This is a genomic window from Pseudomonas sp. AC463, assembly GCF_979253585.1.
Window position 1 is genome coordinate 328,106 of sequence record NZ_CEEDDZ010000003.1, and the last position, 21,832, is coordinate 349,937.

Annotated in this window: 22 protein-coding genes; 9 read left to right on the forward strand and 13 right to left on the reverse strand. The window is 63.4% G+C overall.

The annotated features are described in order from the left end of the window. Positions 1–15 precede the first annotated feature (15 nt). A complete protein-coding gene (locus AC0IYH_RS05565; RefSeq protein ID WP_116629833.1) occupies positions 16–822 on the forward strand; it encodes a gamma-carboxygeranoyl-CoA hydratase in 807 nt (268 codons plus the stop codon). Continuing rightward, positions 819–2,744, forward strand: coding sequence for an acetyl/propionyl/methylcrotonyl-CoA carboxylase subunit alpha (locus tag AC0IYH_RS05570; protein ID WP_471833205.1), 1,926 nt, complete (start codon positions 819–821; stop codon positions 2,742–2,744). The genes AC0IYH_RS05565 and AC0IYH_RS05570 overlap by 4 nt, the downstream gene beginning before the upstream one ends. On the opposite strand, the gene AC0IYH_RS05575 is transcribed toward AC0IYH_RS05570, so the two are convergent. Beyond that, positions 2,741–3,376 (reverse strand): XRE family transcriptional regulator, encoded by a 636-nt coding sequence (locus AC0IYH_RS05575; RefSeq protein WP_116629835.1) that lies wholly within the window; start codon positions 3,374–3,376, stop codon positions 2,741–2,743. The two genes, AC0IYH_RS05570 and AC0IYH_RS05575, sit on opposite strands and share 4 nt — an antisense overlap. A 130-nt stretch (positions 3,377–3,506) precedes the next feature. Between AC0IYH_RS05575 and AC0IYH_RS05580 the strand changes: the two genes are divergently transcribed. Both AC0IYH_RS05580 and AC0IYH_RS05585 read left to right on the forward strand, forming a co-directional pair. Beyond that, entirely contained in the window at positions 3,507–3,857 is a 351-nt protein-coding gene (locus AC0IYH_RS05580; protein ID WP_116629836.1) for a DUF6124 family protein, read from the forward strand. A 465-nt stretch (positions 3,858–4,322) separates the two neighbouring features. Next, a complete protein-coding gene (locus AC0IYH_RS05585; protein ID WP_471833207.1) occupies positions 4,323–5,474 on the forward strand; it encodes a M14 family metallopeptidase in 1,152 nt (383 codons plus the stop codon). A gap of 71 nt (positions 5,475–5,545) precedes the next feature. Here the strand turns inward: AC0IYH_RS05585 and AC0IYH_RS05590 are convergent, their stop codons facing one another. Further along, on the reverse strand, positions 5,546–6,085 hold the full coding sequence (locus AC0IYH_RS05590; protein ID WP_471833209.1) for a cytochrome b: 540 nt from the start codon (positions 6,083–6,085) through the stop codon (positions 5,546–5,548). Beyond that, on the reverse strand, positions 6,082–7,164 hold the full coding sequence (locus AC0IYH_RS05595; RefSeq protein WP_471833211.1) for a catalase family peroxidase: 1,083 nt from the start codon (positions 7,162–7,164) through the stop codon (positions 6,082–6,084). The genes AC0IYH_RS05590 and AC0IYH_RS05595 overlap by 4 nt, the downstream gene beginning before the upstream one ends. A gap of 168 nt (positions 7,165–7,332) precedes the next feature. Between AC0IYH_RS05595 and AC0IYH_RS05600 the strand changes: the two genes are divergently transcribed. Together AC0IYH_RS05600 and AC0IYH_RS05605 are read left to right on the forward strand one after the other, a co-directional pair. Next, positions 7,333–7,839, forward strand: a complete 507-nt coding sequence (locus tag AC0IYH_RS05600; protein ID WP_471833235.1) for an RNA polymerase sigma factor — start codon at positions 7,333–7,335, stop codon at positions 7,837–7,839. Then, the gene (locus AC0IYH_RS05605; protein ID WP_471833212.1) at positions 7,836–8,573 is read left to right on the forward strand and encodes an anti-sigma factor family protein; all 738 of its coding nucleotides are present in this window, start codon (positions 7,836–7,838) and stop codon (positions 8,571–8,573) included. Before AC0IYH_RS05600 ends, AC0IYH_RS05605 begins: the two co-directional genes overlap by 4 nt. Here the strand turns inward: AC0IYH_RS05605 and AC0IYH_RS05610 are convergent. From AC0IYH_RS05610 to AC0IYH_RS05640, 7 genes are read right to left on the reverse strand one after another with little or no spacing between them, the layout of a single operon-like run. Next, on the reverse strand, positions 8,570–9,556 hold the full coding sequence (locus AC0IYH_RS05610) for a Csu type fimbrial protein (RefSeq protein WP_471833213.1): 987 nt from the start codon (positions 9,554–9,556) through the stop codon (positions 8,570–8,572). The genes AC0IYH_RS05605 and AC0IYH_RS05610 overlap by 4 nt on opposite strands. A gap of 16 nt (positions 9,557–9,572) precedes the next feature. Further along, positions 9,573–11,969, reverse strand: a complete 2,397-nt coding sequence (locus AC0IYH_RS05615) for a fimbria/pilus outer membrane usher protein (protein WP_471833215.1) — start codon at positions 11,967–11,969, stop codon at positions 9,573–9,575. Between the two features lie 41 nt (positions 11,970–12,010). Then, the gene (locus tag AC0IYH_RS05620; RefSeq protein WP_116629843.1) at positions 12,011–12,787 is read right to left on the reverse strand and encodes a fimbrial biogenesis chaperone; all 777 of its coding nucleotides are present in this window, start codon (positions 12,785–12,787) and stop codon (positions 12,011–12,013) included. A 25-nt stretch (positions 12,788–12,812) separates the two neighbouring features. Further along, a complete protein-coding gene (locus AC0IYH_RS05625) occupies positions 12,813–13,313 on the reverse strand; it encodes a Csu type fimbrial protein (RefSeq protein WP_122771593.1) in 501 nt (166 codons plus the stop codon). A gap of 5 nt (positions 13,314–13,318) precedes the next feature. Next, positions 13,319–13,852, reverse strand: coding sequence for a Csu type fimbrial protein (locus AC0IYH_RS05630; RefSeq protein ID WP_116629866.1), 534 nt, complete (start codon positions 13,850–13,852; stop codon positions 13,319–13,321). 18 nt (positions 13,853–13,870) lie between these two features. Beyond that, positions 13,871–14,413, reverse strand: coding sequence for a spore coat protein U domain-containing protein (locus tag AC0IYH_RS05635; protein ID WP_116629845.1), 543 nt, complete (start codon positions 14,411–14,413; stop codon positions 13,871–13,873). After that, complete coding sequence (locus AC0IYH_RS05640; protein ID WP_471833236.1) at positions 14,407–14,907, reverse strand: Csu type fimbrial protein; 501 nt, start codon at positions 14,905–14,907, stop codon at positions 14,407–14,409. The genes AC0IYH_RS05635 and AC0IYH_RS05640 overlap by 7 nt, the downstream gene beginning before the upstream one ends. A gap of 215 nt (positions 14,908–15,122) precedes the next feature. Between AC0IYH_RS05640 and zapE the strand changes: the two genes are divergently transcribed. Together zapE and AC0IYH_RS05650 are read left to right on the forward strand one after the other, a co-directional pair. Continuing rightward, positions 15,123–16,205, forward strand: coding sequence for a cell division protein ZapE (zapE, locus tag AC0IYH_RS05645; protein ID WP_471833219.1), 1,083 nt, complete (start codon positions 15,123–15,125; stop codon positions 16,203–16,205). Positions 16,206–16,244: 39 nt separating this feature from the next. Further along, positions 16,245–17,549 (forward strand): protein kinase, encoded by a 1,305-nt coding sequence (locus AC0IYH_RS05650; protein WP_471833220.1) that lies wholly within the window; start codon positions 16,245–16,247, stop codon positions 17,547–17,549. 122 nt (positions 17,550–17,671) lie between these two features. On the opposite strand, the gene AC0IYH_RS05655 is transcribed toward AC0IYH_RS05650, so the two are convergent. Next, a complete protein-coding gene (locus tag AC0IYH_RS05655; protein WP_116629849.1) occupies positions 17,672–18,379 on the reverse strand; it encodes a YebC/PmpR family DNA-binding transcriptional regulator in 708 nt (235 codons plus the stop codon). 109 nt (positions 18,380–18,488) lie between these two features. Beyond that, complete coding sequence (locus AC0IYH_RS05660; RefSeq protein WP_471833222.1) at positions 18,489–19,814, reverse strand: MFS transporter; 1,326 nt, start codon at positions 19,812–19,814, stop codon at positions 18,489–18,491. Positions 19,815–20,071: 257 nt separating this feature from the next. Here AC0IYH_RS05660 and AC0IYH_RS05665 point away from each other — a divergent pair, with 257 nt between their 5' ends. Next, entirely contained in the window at positions 20,072–20,962 is an 891-nt protein-coding gene (locus tag AC0IYH_RS05665; RefSeq protein WP_116629852.1) for a LysR substrate-binding domain-containing protein, read from the forward strand. Here the strand turns inward: AC0IYH_RS05665 and AC0IYH_RS05670 are convergent. Continuing rightward, the gene (locus tag AC0IYH_RS05670; protein ID WP_471833224.1) at positions 20,938–21,792 is read right to left on the reverse strand and encodes a LysR substrate-binding domain-containing protein; all 855 of its coding nucleotides are present in this window, start codon (positions 21,790–21,792) and stop codon (positions 20,938–20,940) included. The genes AC0IYH_RS05665 and AC0IYH_RS05670 overlap by 25 nt on opposite strands. Between the last annotated feature and the right edge of the window lie 40 nt (positions 21,793–21,832).

Consider the following 21,832-nt stretch of genomic DNA (forward strand, 5'->3'; position numbering starts at 1 on the left):
ATGGAGCTGTACCCCATGAGCGATTTCAACACCCTCGAACTGATTACCGACAGCCGTGGTTTCGCCACGCTGTGGCTCAGTCGTGAAGCCAAGAACAACGCGTTCAACGCCGAGATGATCCGCGAACTGATCCTCGCCCTCGACCAGGTGCAAGGTGACCCGGCCCTGCGCTTTTTAGTCCTGCGCGGGCGCGGCAAACACTTCAGCGCCGGCGCCGACCTGGCCTGGATGCAGCAATCGGCCGAGCTGGATTACCACACCAACCTGGACGACGCCCGCGAGCTGGCAGAGCTGATGTACAACCTGGCCAAGCTGAAGATCCCGACCCTGGCCGTGGTGCAAGGTGCGGCCTACGGCGGCGCGCTGGGCCTGATCAGTTGCTGCGACATGGCCATCGGCGCCGATGATGCGCAGTTCTGCCTGTCGGAAGTGCGCATCGGCCTGGCCCCGGCGGTGATCAGCCCGTTCGTGGTGCAAGCCATCGGCGAACGCGCGGCGCGGCGCTATGCCCTGACCGCCGAGCGTTTTGGTGGCCAGCGCGCGCGGGACATCGGCCTGTTGGCAGAAAGCTATCCGGCCGGCGAGCTGGATCAACAGGTTGAACACTGGGTCGCCAACCTGCTGCAAAACAGCCCGGCCGCCATGCGCGCCAGCAAGGACCTGCTGCGTGAAGTGGGCAACGGCGCCCTCACCCCGGCCCTGCGCCGCTATTGCGAAAATGCCATTGCGCGCATCCGCGTCAGCGCCGAGGGCCAGGAAGGCTTGCGCGCCTTCCTGCAAAAACGCGCGCCAAGCTGGCAACCACAGGAGCCGCGTTCATGAGCACACTGACCACTGTATTGGTGGCCAACCGTGGCGAAATCGCCTGCCGGGTGATGCGCACCGCCAAGGCCATGGGGCTGACCACCGTGGCGGTGCACAGCGCTATCGACCGTGATGCGCGCCACAGCCGTGAAGCGGATATCCGCGTCGACCTGGGCGGCAGCAAGGCCAGCGAGAGCTACCTGCAAATCGACAAAATCATCGCCGCCGCGAAGACCAGCGGTGCCCAGGCGATCCATCCGGGTTACGGTTTTTTGTCGGAAAACGCCGGCTTTGCCCGCGCGATTGAAGCCGCCGGCCTGATCTTCCTCGGCCCGCCCGCCTCGGCCATCGACGCCATGGGCAGCAAATCGGCGGCCAAGGCGCTGATGGAAAAAGCCGGTGTGCCGCTGGTGCCGGGTTACCACGGCGAAGCCCAGGACCTGGACACCTTCCGCGACGCCTGCGCACGCATCGGCTACCCGGTGTTGCTCAAGGCCACGGCCGGTGGCGGCGGCAAAGGCATGAAAGTGGTCGAGCATGTCGACCAACTGGCCGAAGCCCTGGCCTCGGCCCAGCGTGAGGCGCTGTCCTCGTTCGGCAACAGCCAGATGCTGGTGGAGAAATACCTGCTCAAGCCACGCCATGTGGAGATCCAGGTGTTTGCCGACCAGCACGGGCACTGCCTGTACCTCAATGAACGGGACTGCTCGATCCAGCGCCGCCATCAAAAAGTCGTGGAAGAAGCACCCGCGCCCGGCCTGAGTGCCGAACAGCGCAAGGCCATGGGCGTCGCCGCCGTGCGCGCGGCCCAGGCCATCGGTTATGTCGGCGCGGGCACCGTGGAGTTTTTGCTCGATGCGCGCGGCGAATTCTTCTTTATGGAGATGAACACGCGGCTGCAGGTGGAGCATCCGGTGACCGAGGCGATTACCGGCCTGGACCTGGTGGCCTGGCAGATTCGCGTTGCCCAGGGCGAGGCGCTGCCGATCACCCAGGACCAGGTGCCGCTGATCGGCCATGCGATTGAAGTGCGCTTGTACGCCGAAGACCCGACCAATGATTTCCTGCCCGCCACCGGGCACCTGGCGCTGTACCGCGAATCCACACCGGGCTTGGGCCGCCGCGTGGACAGCGGCGTGGCGCAAGGCGACAGTGTTTCGCCGTTCTATGATCCGATGCTGGGCAAACTGATTGCCTGGGGCGAGGACCGCGAACAGGCGCGCCTGCGCTTGCTGAGCATGCTGGATGAGTTTGCCGTCGGCGGGCTGAAGACCAACCTCGGCTTTTTGCGGCGCATTATCGGGCATCCGGCGTTTGCGGCGGCGCACCTGGATACCGGGTTTATTCCGCGCTATCAGGATGAGTTGTTGCCGACGCCCGGGGTGCTGAGCGATGAGTTCTGGCAGGCGGCCGGCTCGGCATTTATGCAGAGCTTGCCGGCGGGCGACGGGCCGTGGGCCGATACACGCGGGTTTCGCGCGGGGTTACCGGCCGAAGTCTCGCTGCATTTGAGCTGCGGCGGGCAGGATCGACTGGTCACGCTGGCTCAACCCGCAGCGCAGTTGCACGCTGAACAGTTGCTGATCGAGCACCAGGGTGTCCGTCGCGCCCATCTGGCCGTGCGCAATGGCGGCACGCTGTTTTTGCGCTGGGACGGCGAGATGCACGGCGTCAGCCTGTTCGACCCGATTGCGGCCGTGGAGGCCAACCAGTCGCACCAGGGCGGCCTCACGGCGCCCATGAATGGCAGCATCGTGCGGGTGTTGGTGGAGGTCGGCCAAAGCGTGGAGGCCGGCACGCAATTGGTGGTGCTCGAAGCGATGAAAATGGAGCACAGCATCCGTGCGCCCCACGCCGGGGTGGTCAAGGCGCTGTTCTGCCAGGAAGGCGAAATGGTTGCCGAAGGTTGCGCGTTGGTCGAACTCGAAACGGCCAGCTAGAACCTGGCCGTGGCCTGCACCACCACGCCGAGGATGCGGCAACCTTCGGTAAACAACTGCTTGGGGTAGGTTGGATTGAGCGGCACCAGGTACAGCTGGCCGCTCTCTTCCAGTAACTGGCGGAAGGTGGCCTGGGGGTTGTCGGCCCACTGCGCGACCACCAGCTTGCCGGGTTCGGCGGGAATGGCCGGGTCCACCAGGATCAGCATGCCGGCACTGATGCTCAGCCCGCTGGGGGCGGTCATCGCGTCGCCGGTCACCGGCAGCCAGAACGCTTCGCCCTGGGCGTGGTAGTCCGTCAGTTCAAAGCGCGCGGCGCCATAGGTGGCGCGTTCCTCGCGCACTTCGCAAGCCCCTTTCCAGTCGCTGACCGGGTAGCGGAAATACGGGTTGTAGTGGGTTTCCAGGGCCGGTAAGTCGGCCGCCCGCTCGCGTATCTCCAGCGCGACCTCCAGGTACCCCAGCCCCAGCTCCGCCAGCACCCGGTTCATGTCCGCCAGGCTTGGCACACGACGTTTGTTGAGCCAATGGCCAACGCCGCCCTGGGACATGCCCAAGCGTTCGGCCAGTTCATCCTGCGTGACCTTGCGGTCTTTCATGTTGGCTTTGACCAACGCTATCCAGTTATCCATGGGCGCTGACAATACGGGGTGGATTTTTCAGGGCAATAAACAGTTTGTAGTAATCCATAAAGGGACATAAATACGATACGTACTATTATCGAGCCTAAGGTTTTGCCCCCCACTCCAGAGTAGCGCCTTTATGACGACCAGCCCGTACCTCCTGCCCGACACCCCCGAAAACGATGACCTGCACGGCCTGCGCAGCAGCGGTGCGGCCCAGCGCGCATTGGATTTTTACTTGAGAGAAAACCTGTCGGCGCCCGACCCGGATGGGGTGCTGTTCGCCATCAAGCCGGGCGTCAGCCAGGAGGAAGCCCTGGTACACGCCTCGGACTTGCTGCGCAGTGCGGCGGCCACGGCCTATGAATCGGCGAGCAGCCATCAAGGCAACCACCGCGACCTGGCGTTTTCAGTGGTGTATTTGATTGATATGGCGAAGGCCATGGTGGAGCGGTCGTTGCAAGCGCCAGAGGCTCAGGCAAATGTGTAACAGGCGGTAGGAAAAATATTTCTATCTCATGGATAAAAACATTTGACTTGCAAATGATAATGATTATTATTGGACCTAGCTGATCGCGAGATCAGTCGATAGACCAAGGGACCTTAGGTCGGACTCTTGGAATATCTCCTCATCAGGCTAATCACGGTTTTTGACCCGGCTCTTTGGCCGGGTCTTTTTTTTGCCAGTTTTCCTGGCATGGCTTCAGGCTAATGAAGACTGTGTGTTGCTCGATGGCGCGCATGGTAGCAAATGACCATCGCCAAAAGAAAGCCAGTCGAACGCTCTAGCCCACATCTCTACGAAATAGCGCTTGAGAATCAATCTCATAGACCCTAAGCTGCGGCCGCGTCATGGACGACGCCCCCTCCCCCTCTGCAACAATTTTGCATCCAGCCTTTACCAGACTCCTGTGTAAGATAGCCGCCACAACACTCATAATCAGGCAACCAGACTATGACCGTGGCCTTGACCTCCATCAAGATCAGCACCGACTTCGACAGTGGCAATATCCAGGTACTCGATGCCAGCGATGCCTATCAGTTGCTGCTGGCGATCAACCCCGACACCCGTAGCCAACATTTCCAATGGTTCCACTTCAAGGCTGAAGGCATGCACGTGGGCCACACCCACACCTTCCGCCTGAGCAACGCGGGCAAGTCTTCCTACAACCACGCGTGGAGCGGCTACAACGCCGTGGCGTCCTACGACCATATCAACTGGTTTCGAGTGCCCACGCGCTTTGACGGCGACACCCTGCACATCAGCCTCGAGACCCGTGAGAAGCACGCCTGGTTTGCCTACTTCGAACCCTACAGCCGCGAGCGCCACGACTGGCTGATCGACCAGGCCCTGAACCGCGCCGGTACCCAACTGCTCGCCACCGGTAAAAGTGTTGAGGGCCGCGATATTCAACTGCTGCGCCGTGGCAAGGGTGGCGAAGGCCGACGCAAGGTCTGGATCATCGCCCAGCAACACCCTGGCGAGCACATGGCCGAATGGTTTATGGAAGGCATCATCGAACGCCTGCAACAGGACGGCGACGCCGAGCTGAAAAAACTGCTGGCGGTGGCTGACCTCTACCTGGTGCCCAACATGAATCCGGACGGCGCTTTCCACGGCCACCTGCGCACCAACGCCATGGGCCAGGACCTCAACCGCGCCTGGCAGAACGCCAGCCAGGAGATCAGCCCGGAAGTGCTGTTCGTGCAGCAGCAGATGGCACAATACGGCGTCGACCTGTTCCTCGACATTCATGGTGACGAAGAAATCCCCTACGTGTTCGCCGCCGCCTGTGAAGGCAACCCAGGCTATACCCCGCGTATCGAAGCCCTTGAAAAACACTTCCGCCGCCATTTGAGCGCGCTGACCCGCGACTTCCAGACCACCCACGGCTACACCCGCGACCTGCCGGGCGAAGCCAATATGACCCTGGCCTGCAACGCCGTGGGCCAGAAGTACGATTGCCTGTCCCTGACCCTGGAAATGCCGTTCAAGGACAATGACGACGCACCCAACCCAAAAACCGGTTGGTCGGGTGATCGCTCGAAACAACTGGGCAAGGACGTGCTGAGCACTGTGGCCGATATCGTCGATAAGCTGCGCTAAGCGCTATGGGGCTTGTTGTGGCGAGCGAGCTCGCTCGCCACACAAGCCCCTCACCACAAATCAGACCGGCATCAGTCTTTGCTACCGGTCATGCTCTGCAAAACCCCATCCCGCCGAATCAACCCATGGAACAACGCCGCTGCCAGGTGCACCAGCACGGTCAAAAACAGCAGGTAAGCCAGAAACCCATGGGCCTTGCGCAGTACGGCAAACAACGGTGCATTCGCCCCGACCAGCGCCGGCAGCTGCACCGAACTGCTGAGCATCACCGGGTCACCCGCCGCCGAAATCATCGCCCAGCCCAGCAGTGGTAACACCAGCATCAAGGCATACAGCACCAGATGCGACGCCTTGGCCGCCAGCACCTGCCACAGCGGCAAGTCGGCGGGCAACGGCGGTTGGCGCGTGGAGAAGCGCACTACCAGGCGCACGATCACCAGCGCCAGGATCGCGATCCCCAGCGGCTTGTGCAGGTGAATCAACCATTCATGCCGTTCGGACACCGAGGCCGCCAGGCCCGCGCCGATAAACAGCATGGCGATCACCATCAGCGCCATCAGCCAGTGCAGCAGGCGCGCCAGGGGTGCGAAAAACCGGGGTTGGGCATTCATGGCTGCGACTCCTGAGGGGCGCTGTGCAGCGGGCTGACTTCACCGGCACGGCGCAGGTACGAACTGGCGTAGGCGGCCGAGCGCGCGGCCAGCAAGGGGTCATTCGAGGCTTCGATGCCGCTTGGCAACACCAGCGGGTCGAAGTTGATGTCACGGCAATCGCCATCCGCCTGCGGCTGGCTGCTTTGCACAACCAGGGTGCCGGCGTTCAGTACCTTGTGCTCGCCGCTCCAGGGCTTGCTGGCGTCATCCAGCGGGTCGCCGGGGTTGGCCAGGGTCATGTTCAACTGCCAGCGTACGGGCCCTGCGGCCAGGCGCTGAACCAAATCTTGCTCGAGAAAATCGTTGCCCGCCGGCGCGCTATCGCCCGGGGCATCCTGGCTCTGCGGTACCACGCCCCAGCGCACGGCCTGGCGTTTGCCATCGGCGCCCACCAGATAAAACGCGTTGATGCCGTTATAGGTTTCGGTCGCATAGCTGGCCGAAGGCTTGGCGGTTTTGACCCACGCCAGAAACGCCGCCGTCTCGGGATGGGCGGCGAAAAACGCCGGCATGCTGGCGGGGTTCGGCTTGCCGGTGGCTGGGTCTGGCGCGCCGGCCTTGAGCATCTGGTAGAACGCCTCGGGCGTGCCCACCGGGAACACCGGCATGCTGTTCATCCCCGTGCGCCACTGCTGGCCGTTGGCCTGACTGAATTGCACGGCAAAACTGCGGATCGGCACGCTGCTGTCCGGCGCGTAGGGGTTGCCGCTGGGCAGGGCCAGGCGGCCAATCACCGGGGTTCTGGCCGCACTGAACACCTGCGCGCTGGAGTAGCCGCGCGCCTCGGCGGTGCTCTCGAAATACCCGGCCACGCACACGCCCTTGGCGTGGTTACGGCGGAATCCCGGGTGCACGCCGTTATTGGTTTCCAAGGCATTGACCAGGGTTTTCGGCCGCAGGCGTTGTGGGTCGAGGGTGCCATTGACGTAGGCAAATGCCCCGGCAACAACGGCAACCACGGCACCGATCCCCGCGAGTCGCGCGATCAGGCTCGCAGTGCTCAACGGAGGACGGGGCGGTGATGAGTGATCTACCATGCAAGAACTCCAGGGCCAGAGGCCTTAGGGGTGGAACATAAGGTCGGAGCAATAAGACGAACGCCGATCCGCTCTATTCCCTGGCCACGGATTTATTTGCAAACAAAGGGAATAACCTTCAACGCCGGACGTCTCTCTAGTCCCAGCGTAGTGACCAGCCAGATGACCATGCATGAACTCGACGAACAGTTACGCGAACTCATCCCCAGGCTGCGGCGTTTTGCCGTGTCCCTGACCCGTAACGCCAGCAGCGCCGACGACCTGGTGCAGTCGACCCTGGAACGGGCGATTACCCGCTGGGACGACAAACGCACCGAAGGCGACTTGCGTGCCTGGCTGTTCTCGATCCTCTATCGCCAGTTCCTCGATGCCCACCGCCGCAGCCGCCGGTATGCGCGCATGCTGGAATTTTTTACCGGGCGCGATGATGCGCAGCCTTCGGTGGAGCGCACGGTGATCGCCCAGTCAACCCTGCAGGCCTTCGACCAACTCAACACCGAGCAGCGCGCCCTGCTGCTGTGGGTGTCGGTCGAGGGCCTGAGCTACAAGGAGGTGGCCGAGATTCTGGACGTGCCCCTCGGCACCGTGATGTCGCGCCTGTCCCGGGCGCGCCAGGCCCTGCGTCAACTCAGCGATGGCGAAATTGCCAGCCCTTCCCTGCGGATACTCAAATGATCAGCCTGCCCCCCAGCGAACGCGATTTGCATGCCTACGTCGACCACCAACTCACGGAGAGCGATCGCCGCGTGCTTGAAACCTATTTGGCCGCGCACCCCGACGTCGCGGCCCAGGTCCACGCCTGGCAGCAAGACGCGCAATTGCTGCGCGCCGCGCTGGGCGGCGCCCTGCAACAGCCGGCCAACCCGGAACTGGACCCGGCGCTGATTCGTCAGCGCATCAAGCACCAATCGCGTCGCCACTTCGCCACGGCGGCAGTGCTGCTGCTGGCTGTGAGCCTGGGCGGTCTGGGCGGCTGGCACGCGCGTGAGGCCACGCAGCCGCCCATGCAGCCGATGGCCGACGCGATGCAAGCGTTCCGCCTGTTTGCCCAGGACGGCATCATGCCCGCCGACTACAACACCCAGGGCGGCGGCACGATGCAGGCCTGGCTCGATCGCTATTTCAACCAGGCCCACCGCCTGCCGGACTTGAGCGCGGCGGGCTTCACCCCAGTGAGCGGGCGCCTGCTCACCACCGAGCAAGGTGCGGCCGCCATGGTGCTGTATGAAGACCCGCAAGGTCGGCGCATCAGTTTCTACATTCGCCCACCGGGCCCGGAAAACGGTTTCCTGCCGCCTGGCAGCCGCAGCGCCGACGGGTTGCAGGCGCAATACTGGTCTGGTGCGGGCTACAACTACGCGGTGGTCAGCCCGGTGGATCAGCCTGCCCCGTCGTTGCTGAAGTTCTAGAAACCGACGTCCAGCACCACATTGTCGATATAGGTGCCCCCCGGCGGCGTGGCCTGGTCGGTGTAGATTCTGGCGTTGTAGTTGAATACCTGGCTGCCGGTGCCCAAGCCGTTGCCGGGGTTGATGTCGGCCGTGGCGCTGGCACGCCGCGCCGCGCCGACACTGCCCCAGCGCGTGGTGCCGGCGCTGACGAAGATGTCGTAGGCCAATAAATTGCTACCGGAAATCATCTGCCGCCTTCCGCCGGCACTCACCGGGTGCTGGCCATCGCTGAGGCCGACGGTGTAGGCGCTACCCTTGGTGCAATTGACGCTGGCCTGGCCCGTCACGGTGGAAAAACCACTGACCACCGGCGCGCTGCCAAAAGCGATGGGCGGTGTGGTGATCTGGCAGTCGTTGGTCACCAGCATGCTCACGGTCAATGTGCTGGTGCCGCTTTTGGTGTCGCGCCCCAGGCAGATACCGATCAGGTTGATGCCGGAGCAATAGTCCCAGTTCCAGATAATGCTCAGGGTTTCGCTGTACAGGCCCGCCGCCACATTGCTGCCGGTGAGGCTGGCGAAGTACAGGGGCAAGGTCTTGGTGCCTGGCCCGAAGACCAGCCCATAGGTCTGGGCAATGCCGCCGGTGCCGCCAAAGTCGAAGCGGGCGCCGCGCGTTATCGGGTAGGTCGTGGAGTTGTTGCCATAGATGGAATAGCCGATCACATCGCCGGTCGGCCCGACCATCCCGCCCTGAGTGGAGCCGGTGATGGTTGCGTAGAAATGGTCACCCGAGCCCAACACCGACAACACCAGCGGTGTGCAACTGAGACCCGCATTGGTGGTGGAACTGGCCTGCGCGGTGGTGCGCACCGTCATCGAACTCACCGAACCAAAGCTCGCCGGCGCGGTGGCGACTGCGCTGCACGCGCCCTGCGCCTGCGCCGCCGTCCCCAGGCTCGCCAACAGCAACAGTCTCCACAGCCACGCCTTGACCCGCACACGCACACTCCTTATGTCATTGGCAAACCAGCGGCCCGATCAAGGGCACCTGTTCCTCGGTGATATCCAGGTCGAAGCTGGCCTGGCAGGTCTGCCCGCTGCCGACGGTGACTTGCAGGGTGTTATGCGCCGCCAGGTTTTCCAGGTACACCAGGCCATCCCAACCGACCACCGCCAACCCGCCACTCTGCTCGTGGCGCACCTGGCTGCCCAGCGGCAGCTCCTGATGCCTGGCATCCACCAGGGTGATACTTGCAGCGATCACCCGGCGTACTGGAAACTCCAGCAGGTAACCACTGCCGCGACGCACCGCCACCCGCTGCTCGACATTCGGCACCTGCACGTTGGAAGGCAGGTTCAGCGGGTCGATCTCGTATTTGGCGCGGTAGTAGGCGCTGCTCCAGGGCACCAGCAGATGCCCGTTGCGATCGGTCTCGCCGATCACCTGATTTTCGTAGCGCACCGGCACCCCGGCAAAGCCGTCGGTACTCACCACCACGAAGGCATCGTTGACCTGGTTGGCGGTAAAGAATTGCTTGTCCATCCACACCAGCGAGCCGCTGGCATCGGCCCAGTGCGTCTGCATTTCGCTGGTGCCATACACGCCGGCCTGCAACTGCACCGACTGCAAGCGCCAGGTCAGGTCCGCCTGGCGATAGGCCGGGCCGTCGCCGCTGGCGTACCCGAGGTTGAAGCCCACACCGCCGCCCGCCGGTACGGCGCGGCTGTAGTTGACCCGCTGCTGCACCTGGCCGCTGTTACTGCGTTCACTGCCCAGGCTGAGGCTGCCGTAGATGTCGAAGGGAATCACCAGTTGGCCCTGCACGGCCCAGTTGCTGTCGCCGATTTCGCGGTTGGCCGACAGGTAGAAACTGGTGTTGCGCCACAACGATTTGCTCCAGGTCAGGTTCAGCAGGCGGGTGCGCGAGTCATCCGCCGCCTGCACATCGAAATAGCCGACGCCCAGGCTGCCAAAATCATTCAGGTTCAGGCTCAACGTGACCTGTTCGCTGCGCTTGCTGAGGCTGGCGTAGGGGGTGTCCACCAGGGTCAGGTCGGCGTATTGATCACGCCGCTCGACCCGCTGATACGACAGGCTGTAGCGCTGGCTGCTGTATTGATAACCCAGGCTCAACTGCTGGCCGGACTCGCCGTCGAATTGGCTTTGGCTGAGCGCCGTATTGAGCACACCAAAGTTACCCAGCCGCAGGTTGCCGCCCACGCCGCCCAGCGCCAGGTCGCCGGCCGCTTCTGCGTGGCTTTCCAGGGTAAAGGCATCCGACACCCCGTAGCGCAAGGTGCCGCTGGCCACGCCGGGCCCATAGCCAAAATCGCGCACGGTGTAGTCGCGCCGCAAGGTCCCGGCCGAAACCGAGAAATCCGACAAGCCCTTCTGCAGCAGGGTGCTGGTGACGTAGAACGGCACGGTGGTCGACACCTGCCGGCCGAGGGCGTCGGTGGTAACCACCACCGCTTCGCCGGCACCGTTGATGAACGGCACGTTGGTCAGGGTATAGGGGCCAGGCTGCAAATCGGCGCTGCTGGATTTGTAGCCGTTGATGAACAGGTCGACCGACGACGGCACCGCCGCTTCCCCGGCGAACTGCGGCAAGGGGTAGGTCACCAGGTCCGGGCGCACACCAAAGTCACGGGACACCTGCACCCCGCCCAGGCGCACCGAACTGCTCCAGGGCAAGGCGCCGCTGATCACGTCGCCCGCCTCATAGGTCAACAGGCGCTGATCGTCGGAGAAACGCCACGTGGTGTCGTAGCGCCGGTAACCATTGTTAAGCGCGCCGCCCTGGGATTCGCGACCCAGGGTGGTGCGGTACTGGCCGGTGTTGCTCAGGGTGCCCCAGGTGTCGAACAGGCGCACCTCATTGAAGATGCCCAGGTAGGTGTCCCTGTCGTCGGTGTCGTTAAGGTAGGCGTCATAGTTGAGCAACGCGCCGAAGCTGGTCAGCGCCTGGGTGCGCGGGTAGTTGCTGCGGTCGCCGATCAATTGCGCCGGCAACCAGGCGGGCGGCACGCTCAGTACCAGGCGCTGGGCCTGGCTGTCGTAATCAGTGTGCAGACCCGGCAGCGTGTCCAAGTTGAGTTCGGCGGGCACCTGCGCCGGCAGCTTTATGCCGATGTCCTGCAAGACGCTCGCCGGCAGAAACAGCCCACCCGCCCGCTGGCTGACAGCTACCACGCGGCCGGTCTCGCGCTGGTTGACCACCAGTTCCAGAAACAACTGAGCATCGGCTACAGCCTCCATACTGCTGGGAGGGGGCGGCAATGGCGCGGCCTGGCCCAGTGCCGCACAGGCCACACCCGACACGCTTCCCACCACCCACCACACCGACCGCCATAGACAACGAGCCTGACCGTGGCTCACCAAGGCATTGCGTCCTTCAATGGACATCTCCATCCGTTAAATCCAGGGGCTATTCCTTGCCCTTTCGCACCGCTTTATCGCCCCGGCGCAAGGTTCTCCACTTGCGTTGCGCCGTTGACCCGCACCTGCAACGGCTGGTCGGCTGGCAGGCCGTCGGGCACCTGCCAACGCATGGTCGCGCCCGGCAGCACATACCCCATCAGCCCTTCCACCAGCGGACGGGACTGCCCGCCCTGCTTGAAACTGGCATCGGTGAGCCGCGCATGCACGGCGCCCTGGTTGTGCATTTCCACATAGTTACGCCCGCCAACCGTGACCTTTTTCCAGCTCAGATCAGGCTTGCCGGCGGTCTTCGGGTCACGGTCGCGCGTGCCGTCCACCTTGCTCCAGAGGCCCGGGCCATAGGCAAACAGCGGCACCGAATAGCGCATCTGAAAACGCACGGCTGCTGCGGTCTTGCCGTCTGCCGGGGCGGCCACGGGCACGGCCGAAGGGATTTCGTCGATGATGATGCGATAGGCCACTTCGCGGCCTGGCGGCACATCCTTGGTGCGGGTCAGGCGCACCAGTTGCTTCTGGCCCGGCTCGATCTTCGCCACGGGCGGGCTGCCGATCACATCGCGCTGGTTCTGGTATTGCTCGTCAAAGCCACTCTGGCTCCAGGCAAATACCCGCACCTGCAAGTTGGCGGTCTCGGTGCCGCGGTTTTCCAACCACAACGCACTGGCTTGTTGATCGGCCTCCAATACCGGGTCGATCGGCCAGATCAGCACCGAACTGGCCGCCTGCACCTGCCCCGCCAGCAACCCGCACACACATGCCACCCACCACTGCCGGGAAGCTGCAAACATAAGTCCACTCCTTATAGCCATCGCCTTACCACGTCAGCTGCACCTGCAGCGTGTCGCTGTATGTCCCCCCAGGCGTATTACCTGGTAGCTGCACCCGGCCGTAAATCGGCAGGGTGATGTTATTGGCGTTGCTGTACGCCACGCTGACACTTTGGCTGATGCCGATACTCTGGCTCAGCGCCGCATTGCTGAAGAGTTGATAAGCCACCTTGGCCGTCCCGCTGTTGAGCTGCATGCGGCGACCGCCGCTGTTATACAAACCGCCGTCGACCGTCATGCTCAGCGCCACACCGGGCGTGCATTGCAGCGTCACCGAATTGCTCAACGCAACCGACTGCGTGCTGGTTGCCAGCGCCGAATAACTGCCGAACCCCAGACTGCCGTATTGGGTGCCGCCGCTGGCCACCAGGCATCCCGGCGTGATCGTCGCACTGACCTGGAATGTCTGGCTGGTCACCGCCAGCAGCGACACCGGCATCCCCCAGCCGATGCACACCACCAACCCTGCCCACCCCGCGCGGTTCATCGCGATCAGAATGTCAGCGTGACGTTGACCGTATCGGTGTAGGTACCCGCCGGCAGCCCCGCCTTGCCGGAGGCCTTACCGTAGATGTTCACGGCCTGGGCCACGCCGGTGCTCGGCGCCAGGTTGATGACGCCGCCGATCGCGAGCAGATTTGAATGGCCGCTGTCGGTGTAGAGGTCGTACGGCACATAGTTGGCAACCCCGTCATACAGCGCCCGCGCGCCGCCGGTGGATTTGCCGTCATTGGCGCCGGCAGACACCGTCAGCGTCGGCGACGTACCCGATGAACACAGGATCGACAACGCGCCACCGCCGCCGCCCAGCACTTGGCCGTCAGCTTCGGTGAACAGGCTGTTGGCGGTACCGAAGTTCAACGCACCGAAGCTCATGCCGCCGGTTGCGGTCGCGCCGTTGACCTGGCAACTGCTGGTCAAGACCAAGGTCGCGGTGACCGTACCCGCGACGGTAGCCGCCTGCGAACCCGACACCCAGGCCAACGCCATCAATGGAAATACTGCTTTAGATACAAGTGCATGCATGGTTTTCATCCTCTTGAGTTACCAGTCCAGTGTCACCGTCAACGTGTCGGTGTAGATCCCTGCCGGTAAGGCACTGGTATTTGCCACTACGGTGCCGAATACCGGGATCGGTATCTGCGTACCCCGGGTCACGACAAAATTGCGTTGCTGCCCGATGCTGTAGGCGCTGCGGCCCTGCGGGTCGGCCCACAGCGTGTAGGGAATCATCAGGCGCCCATTGCTCAGGCGCCGAGTGGTGCCATCGCCATTGGCGCCGCCGTCGATGGTCACGGTGAAGCTGCTGACCACCGAGGGGTTGCAAGACACTGACAGCGGCGCCTTGTTGCCATCCGTGACGCCAGCGCCCAACGTGGTGTTCCAGGTCGGGCCCTGGCTGCCGAAGTCGAGCATCGCCGTGCCACCGGTGGGGGTCACGGGCGCGCTGTCATCGTTCTTGCTGACCTCGCAACTGGCGGTAATCACCAGGCGCGCGTGGATCTGCCCGGCGACGCCTGCCTGCGCGTCATCCGCCAGCAGCAGCAAGCCGCCCATGGCCACCAGGGCCAGGCATCGGCTCACCATGTGACCGTGACCTTGAGCAGGTCGGAATAACGACCCACGGCGGGAATGTCTTTGAGGGGTTCGATCCGCCCATAGAGCGGCAGGTCGACGGTTCCGGAATCCGGCACGCGGCCGCTGAGGGGCACGTCGACCGGCAACGCGATACGCCGTGCGGCGTCGGCATAAATGCGGTAGGGAATGGGTTTGCTCGAAGGGGTGTCGGCGCTCAGGTAGCGCACTTCTCCGGTGCCACCGTGCAAGCCGCCGTCCACGCGCATCTGGTACGGCGTATCGGGATTGCACTCCAGTCGCGGCTGGCGCTGGCTGATCAACGCCGCACTCAGGGGCCCGGCCGGGTCATCCAGACGCGGGCCGCTGCCAAAATCCAAAACACCTAGTTGCTCGGTGCCAGCACTGCGGGTGGTGCCCACCAACTGGCAACCCCGCTGCACGTCAATACGCACCTCCACCTGGAGTTGCGCACCGTAAGCCGTGCCGCAGAGCATCGCACCCATGACTGCCAATACTGCTCGTCCCTTCACTGCCCCAAATCCTTGTACAGGGGTAACTGCTGTGTAGGAGGTTAGTCACTCAGACAGAAACTGCCAGTCCGGACAGGATTTTGCCCGCGTCATGCCTTTTCGAGATAGCGGGCGGCGCCCTTCTCGATTGGTCAAATGGCGGCGGGCGGCCTAAAGTGGGCGACCACCGCATGACAGAGTGATTCGTATTGGCCGCGTTTTCCCTGATCCGTCGCCTGCTCGGTAAAAAAACCGACGCTCTCGGCGATTCGCCCATCCCGACGTACTTCCAGAACAAAGCCGCACACCACGGCTACACCCTCAGCGCAGGCCAGGCCCAGGCGATTGCCGCCATGGCGCGTGCCAGCCAGCACCTGCTGGCCGGCCAGCCTGCCCGCAGCCTGTATTTGCACGGGCCGGTGGGGCGCGGCAAAAGCTGGTTGCTGGATGGTTTTTTCCAGGCGTTACCTATCGCCGAAAAACAGCGCGTGCACTTCCACGATTTTTTCGCGCGCCTGCACCGGGGGATGTTCACGCATCGCGCGCATGACGACGCGCTGGCCGTCACCCTGGACGAGTTACTCCAAGGCTGCCGCGTGCTGTGCTTCGACGAGTTCCACGTGCATGACATCGGCGATGCGATGCTGATCACCCGACTGTTCAAGGCGTTGTTTGCACGCGGCGTGCTGGTACTGGTGACCTCCAACTACCCGCCGGCAGGCTTGTTGCCCAACCCGCTGTACCACGAACGCTTCAAGCCGGTGATCGACCTGATCGCGGCGCGCATGGATGTGCTGGAAGTCAGTTCGCCCCAGGACTTTCGCAGCCTGCCCCAGGCCCAGGGCTCACAGCGTTTCACCCACGGCCAGTACGTATGGCCGGGCACGGCGGCGCAACGTAAAACGCTCAACCTGCCCGCCGCGGATTGCCCGGCGCAATCGCTCACCGTGGGCAAACGGCAGCTGACGTGCCGCCGCCAGCAGGCACGCTCCATCGCGTTCACCTTCAACGACCTCTGCGAACAGCTCACGGCAGTGATGGACTACCTGCTGCTGTGCCAGGACTTCGACCACTGGATCATCGACGGCCTGCCGCAGCTGGCGGATTGCCCGATCGCCGTGCAGCAGCGCTTTATCAACCTGGTGGACGTGCTCTACGACCAGGACAAGCAACTGACCCTGATCGGCGCGCGCCCCCTGGCCGAATCCCTCGCTGGCCAGGCCATCGACCTGGCGCGCACCGCCAGCCGCCTGAACCAATTGCAGCCTCAGGCGCTTGAGCCGGTATCATGAGCCGCACTAACGCCCTTTATTGAGTGATCGCGCCCTTTCATGCATACCCTCGCCCAACTCAAGGCCGGCCAATTGGCCGGCATCACGCGCCTGGACCTGGCCTGCGGGCTGACCGAATTCCCCCGGGAAATCTTCGAACTGGCCGACTCGCTGGAAATCCTCAACCTCAGCGGCAACGCCCTGAGCAGCCTGCCCGACGACCTGCACCGCCTGCCGCACCTGCGCGTGCTGTTCTGCTCGGACAACGCCTTTACCGAACTGCCCGAATGCCTGGGCCAGTGCGCGAAGCTGAGCATGATCGGCTTCAAGGCCAACCAGATCAGCCACGTACCCGCCGCCGCGCTGCCACCGCTGTTGCGCTGGCTGATCCTCACCGATAACCGGATCGGCCAATTGCCCGACGAACTGGGCGAGCGCCCGCTCCTGCAAAAACTCATGCTGGCCGGCAACCAATTGAGCGACCTGCCGCACAGCCTGGCCAACTGCCACAACCTTGAGCTGCTGCGCATCGCCTCCAACCGCTTCACCCGCCTGCCCGAGTGGCTGCTGGCGCTGCCGAGCCTGACCTGGCTGGCCTACGCCGGCAACCCGGTGGAAATGGCCGTGGAGCTGGCCGCCGATGACGCCACGCCGGATATCCCCTGGGCCGAGCTGGAACTCGCCGAAGTGCTCGGGGAAGGCGCCTCGGGGGTTATCCGCAAGGCGCTGTGGCAACCGCAGGCGTTGCCGGTGGCGGTCAAGCTGTACAAAGGCACCATCACCAGTGACGGTTCACCACTGCACGAAATGCAAGCCTGCATCGCCGCCGGGCTGCACCCCAACCTGATCAAGGTGCAGGGCCGCGTGGTTGGCCATCCTGAAGACCAAGCCGCGCTGGTGATGGACCTGATCGACCCGAGTTACCGCAACCTCGCCGCCCTGCCGAGCCTGGCGTCCTGCACGCGGGACATCTACGCGCCGGGAACCCGTTTCAGCCTCGCTGTGGCGCTGCGCATGGCACGCGGCATCGCCTCGGTGGCCGCGCACCTGCACCGGCACGGCATCACCCATGGCGACCTGTACGGCCACAATATCCTGTGGAACTCGGCGGGCGATTGTTTGCTTGGGGACTTTGGCGCGGCGTCGTTTCATGCCGCGGCGGATACTCTGGAGACCAGGGCGTTGCAGCGCATTGAAGTGCGGGCGTTCGGGGTGTTGTTGGGGGAGTTGCTGGAGCGGGTTGAAGCAGGCTCCATCGACCCCGCATTGGTTGAGCTTCAGCAAAGGTGCTGCAAGCCGGAGGTGTTGGTGCGGCCGGGGTTCGAAGAAATCACAGCCATACTGCAATCTATCCAACACCACTAAACCTATGTGGGAGGGGGCTTGCCCCCGATGGCAGTGTGTCAGTTACAGATTTATTGACTGACACACCCTCATCGGGGGCAAGCCCCCTCCCACATTTTTAACGGCATTTCTTCAGTTGGAAATCAGCCCGCCAGGCCGACAAACATATCCTGCACGTCATCATGGTTGTCCAGGCCTTCAAGGAAGGCTTCAACCTCAGCCATCTGCTCGTCGGTCAAACCACTCACCGGGTTCTTCGAGATGTAACCCAGCTTCGCCGACAACACGGTAAAGCCCTGCTCCGGCAGTGCTTTCTGCACGGCGTCGAGGTCGGTGGTTTCGGTGATGAACAGGCTGGTGCCTTCTTCTTCGCCGTCTTCGAAATCCTGCGCGCCGGCTTCAATGGCGGCCATTTCCGGGTCGGCGTCCGGGGTATCCGGCGACGCTTCGATCAGGCCTACATGGTTGAAGTCCCAGGCCACAGAGCCGGAAGCACCCAACTGGCCCTTGCGGAACGCCACGCGGATTTCCGCCACGGTACGGTTGATGTTGTCGGTCACGCACTCGACGATCAGCGGTACCTGGTGCGGGGCGAAGCCTTCGTAGGTCACGCGGTGGTATTGCACGGTTTCGCCGAGCAGACCGGCGCCCTTCTTGATCGCGCGTTCCAGGGTTTCCTTGGGCATCGAGGCCTTTTTGGCCTGCTCCACCACCAGACGCAGGTGGGCGTTGGTGGCCGTGTCGGCGCCGTTGCGCGCGGCGATGGTGATTTCTTTCACCAGCTTGCCGAAGATTTTGCCCTTGGCATTGGATGCCGCTTCTTTATGTTTGACTTTCCACTGTGCGCCCATGACTCACTCTCTTCTGTCCATCGCGCCCAAACGTCTACTGGCCGGCGCTTTGGGGGCAGAGTTTATAGCGCAAAAACACTCTAATCCACCAAAAAACCGGCCAGGCGCCTCAGGTCCGCAAGGGTTTGATCGAGACGCTGCGGTCCGGGACAAAATCCCCGACCTGGGCAAGCACGGCGGGCCTGGCGTTCCAGTAAGGCATCAGCACCAGCGAGGAAAACAGCGCGGCGCCGGCAAACACGATAAATACCGTGACCGTATCGAAGTACCCCGGCAGCAACCCGCCGAGGATCGCGCCCACCGAACCGCAGCCGTTCACAAAGCCTGCCGCCGTGGCACCGGCCTTGGCGGTGCCGAAGTCGATGGCGGCGGTGCTGCTGATCATCGAGTCCGGCCCGTACAGCGTCAGGCCCATCACAAATAGTAAAGCCATCACCAGCACCACGCTGCCGGTGTGCAATGCACCCATGAAAAACGCCAGGGAAATCGTCAGCGCCAACAGGCTGAGCACACAGGCCGGCATGCGTCGGGCGCCAAAGAGCTTGTCCGATGCGAGGCCGATCAGAACCGGCCCCAGCAACCCGGCCAACTCAAACGCGGTGGGCACGATGGCCGCGCCGACCTTGCCCACCGAGGGCATCTGCTCATACACGATCACCGGGCCCCACAACAGAATCGCGTAACGCGCCGGTTTCAACAGAAAGTACGCCAGCCCCAGGGTCAACACCGTGCGATTGCGCAATATCGCGCGCAGCGGTTCGAGCACGCTGATACGTTTTTCAGCCGCCGCCTCCTCCTCAGTCAATACCGGTTCCGGCTCCACCGCCGGCAAACCCACATCCTGCGGGGTGTTGCGCTGGAAGATAAAGAACAGCAGCGCGACTACGGCAACCACCGCCGCGCTGGAGATAAACGCCGCGTGCCAACTGCCGATCAACGTGTACGCCCACCACCCGGCAAACGGCGAAGCAACCAGGCCACCAAACGCGTAGCACGAACTCCACAACCCCAGCACCCGCCCGCGCTGCTGCGCCGGGAAGAAACTGCCGAGGTTCTTGCACAGCCCCGACCAACCGGTGGACTGCGCCAGCCCCTGGATCAGCATGCAACTGATAAAGATCGGCAAGGTGGCAAAGGTGCCCATCACCAGGGCGGCAGCGGCGGAAATCAACAAGCCGCCCAACACCACCACCCGTGGCCCGAAGCGGTCGGCCAGCATGCCCCAAGTGAACTGCCCCACCGCATAGGCCGCCAGGTAAATGCCATCCAGGTTGGCCATCATCATTTTGTCGAGGGGGAAACTCGGGTCATCGACGATCCCCAGCTTGGCCACCGAAAACGCTTTGCGGGTGAAATAGAACGCGGCGTACGCCAGCCAGGTGATGGCGAAAATCTGCACGCGCCAACGCTTGATGCTACCCATAGGGATATTCATGGTGGTTCTGACCTCAGGTGAGTGTGCCGGCAGAATCGAGAAGCAAATGCCTGTTTTTTTTATGGTTGAGCACTGCAATGCCGAGCCGTGGTGCGCGCGGCATTGGTCAGATGAGTCGGGTTTTCCCCAACCCATGGCCCCCGAGGTTGTAGGACTCAACCTTCGGCGGTTGAGCGCTATCAAAGCAATGGCTGACTAATAGGTAAAATCGATTTATCGTATTTCACCTATAAGCTCAGCTTGTAAGAGGATTCGCGATGTCGGTGTCCCACGCCCAACTCAAAGCCTTCCACGCCGTGGCCGTCCATGGCAGTTTCACCCAGGCCGCCGAGCGCCTGTTCCTCACGCAGCCGGCGATTTCCGACCAGGTGCGCAAACTCGAAGAACGCTTCGGTGTGTTGTTGTTTCATCGCAATAAACGCGCGGTGCGCCTCACCGACCTGGGCGAGCGCCTGCTGGCAATCACCCAGCGCCTGTTTGTGATCGAGGCCGAAGCCGAAGAATTGCTGCAGGATTCCAGGGCCCTGCAAACCGGCACGCTGACCCTGGCGGTGGACGCGCCCGTGCACCTGTTGCCGCAGATCGCGCGGTTCTGCCAGCAATACCCCGGCATCAGCGTGAAGATCGAAACCGGCAACACCGACGAATCGCTGTTTCGCCTGTACAACTACCAGGCCGATCTGGCCCTGCTGGGGCGTGACGTCGACGACGATCGCCTGCTGTCGCTGCCCTTACCCGACGGCCAATTGCTGGCGTTTGTGGCGTGCAACCACCCCTGGGCCGGGCGCGACTCCATCTGCCTCGCCGACCTGGACAACACGCCGCTGGTGTTGCGGGAAATCGGCTCGGTCACACGTCAGACCCTGGAGCAGGAAATGAGCCAGGCCGGGCTGCGCATTCGCCCGGCGATCCAGGTCGAAGGCCGCGAAGCCGCCCGTGAAGCGGTGGTGGTGGGGATTGGTGTGGGCGTGGTGTCGGCGGCGGAATTCGGCGCCGACTCACGGGTGTACGCGATGCCGATCCGCGATTGCACCCAGCGCATGAAGGAAACCCTGGTGTGCCTCAAGGAACAGAGCTCGCGCCGGGTGGTGGCGACGTTTCTGCAGATCATGCGCGACAGCCTTCACGCCAGCTCAAAGAACGCCTGAATCAGGCGCAACGAGCGGCGCCGCTCCATGCAGCCGAGCATATGCTGGTTCAGCAGGCCATCGCCCTGGATCGGCACGGCGTGCACGCGCGGGTCAGGGCTGACCTCCATCGACGACACCACCCCTACCCCCAATTGCGCAGCCACGGCTTCGGCCACCGCTTCGCGGCTGTCCAGTTCCAGCAGCACCTTGGGCTGCACGTTGGCCGCCTGGCAGGCGGCATCAAAGGTGCGCCGGGTGATGGAGCTGGGCTCGCGCAACACCATGATTACGTCGTTCAACTGCTTGAGTTGAATGCCGCTGGGCAGCGTCGCCCACGCATGGGCGGCCGGCACCAGCGCGCAGATGCGCGACTCGCCCAGAGGCTGCAGGTGCAGACCGTTGCGCGGCTCGACTTCGGTGAGCACCGCCACATCCGCATGCTCGGACAGCAGCGCGGCCAGGGTTTCCTGGGCATTGCCCAAACGCAGGTTTACCGTAATCCCGGGATAGCGCTGACGCAGGCTGGCGATCATCGGCATCACCAGGTGCGGGCCGTCTGCCGCGACCTCCAGGCGCCCGGTCAGCAGTTGGCGGTTGGCCTCCAGCATGGTCTGCGCCTCGTCCACCAGGCCGAAGATCGCGCGGGTAATCGCTGCCAGGCGCGCGCCCTCCTCGGTCAACTCCACCCGTCGCGCGGTACGGCGCAGCAAGGGGATCTGGTAATGCTCTTCCAGCGCCTTGATATGCCCGGTCACCGCCGGCTGGCTGATGAATAACCGCGCGGCAGCACGGGTAAAGCTGCCCTCGCGGGCTACGGCATCGAATGCACGCAATTGAAACAGGTTCATGGCTATCGGCCTCACTGATAGCTCGCATAACAACAAACAA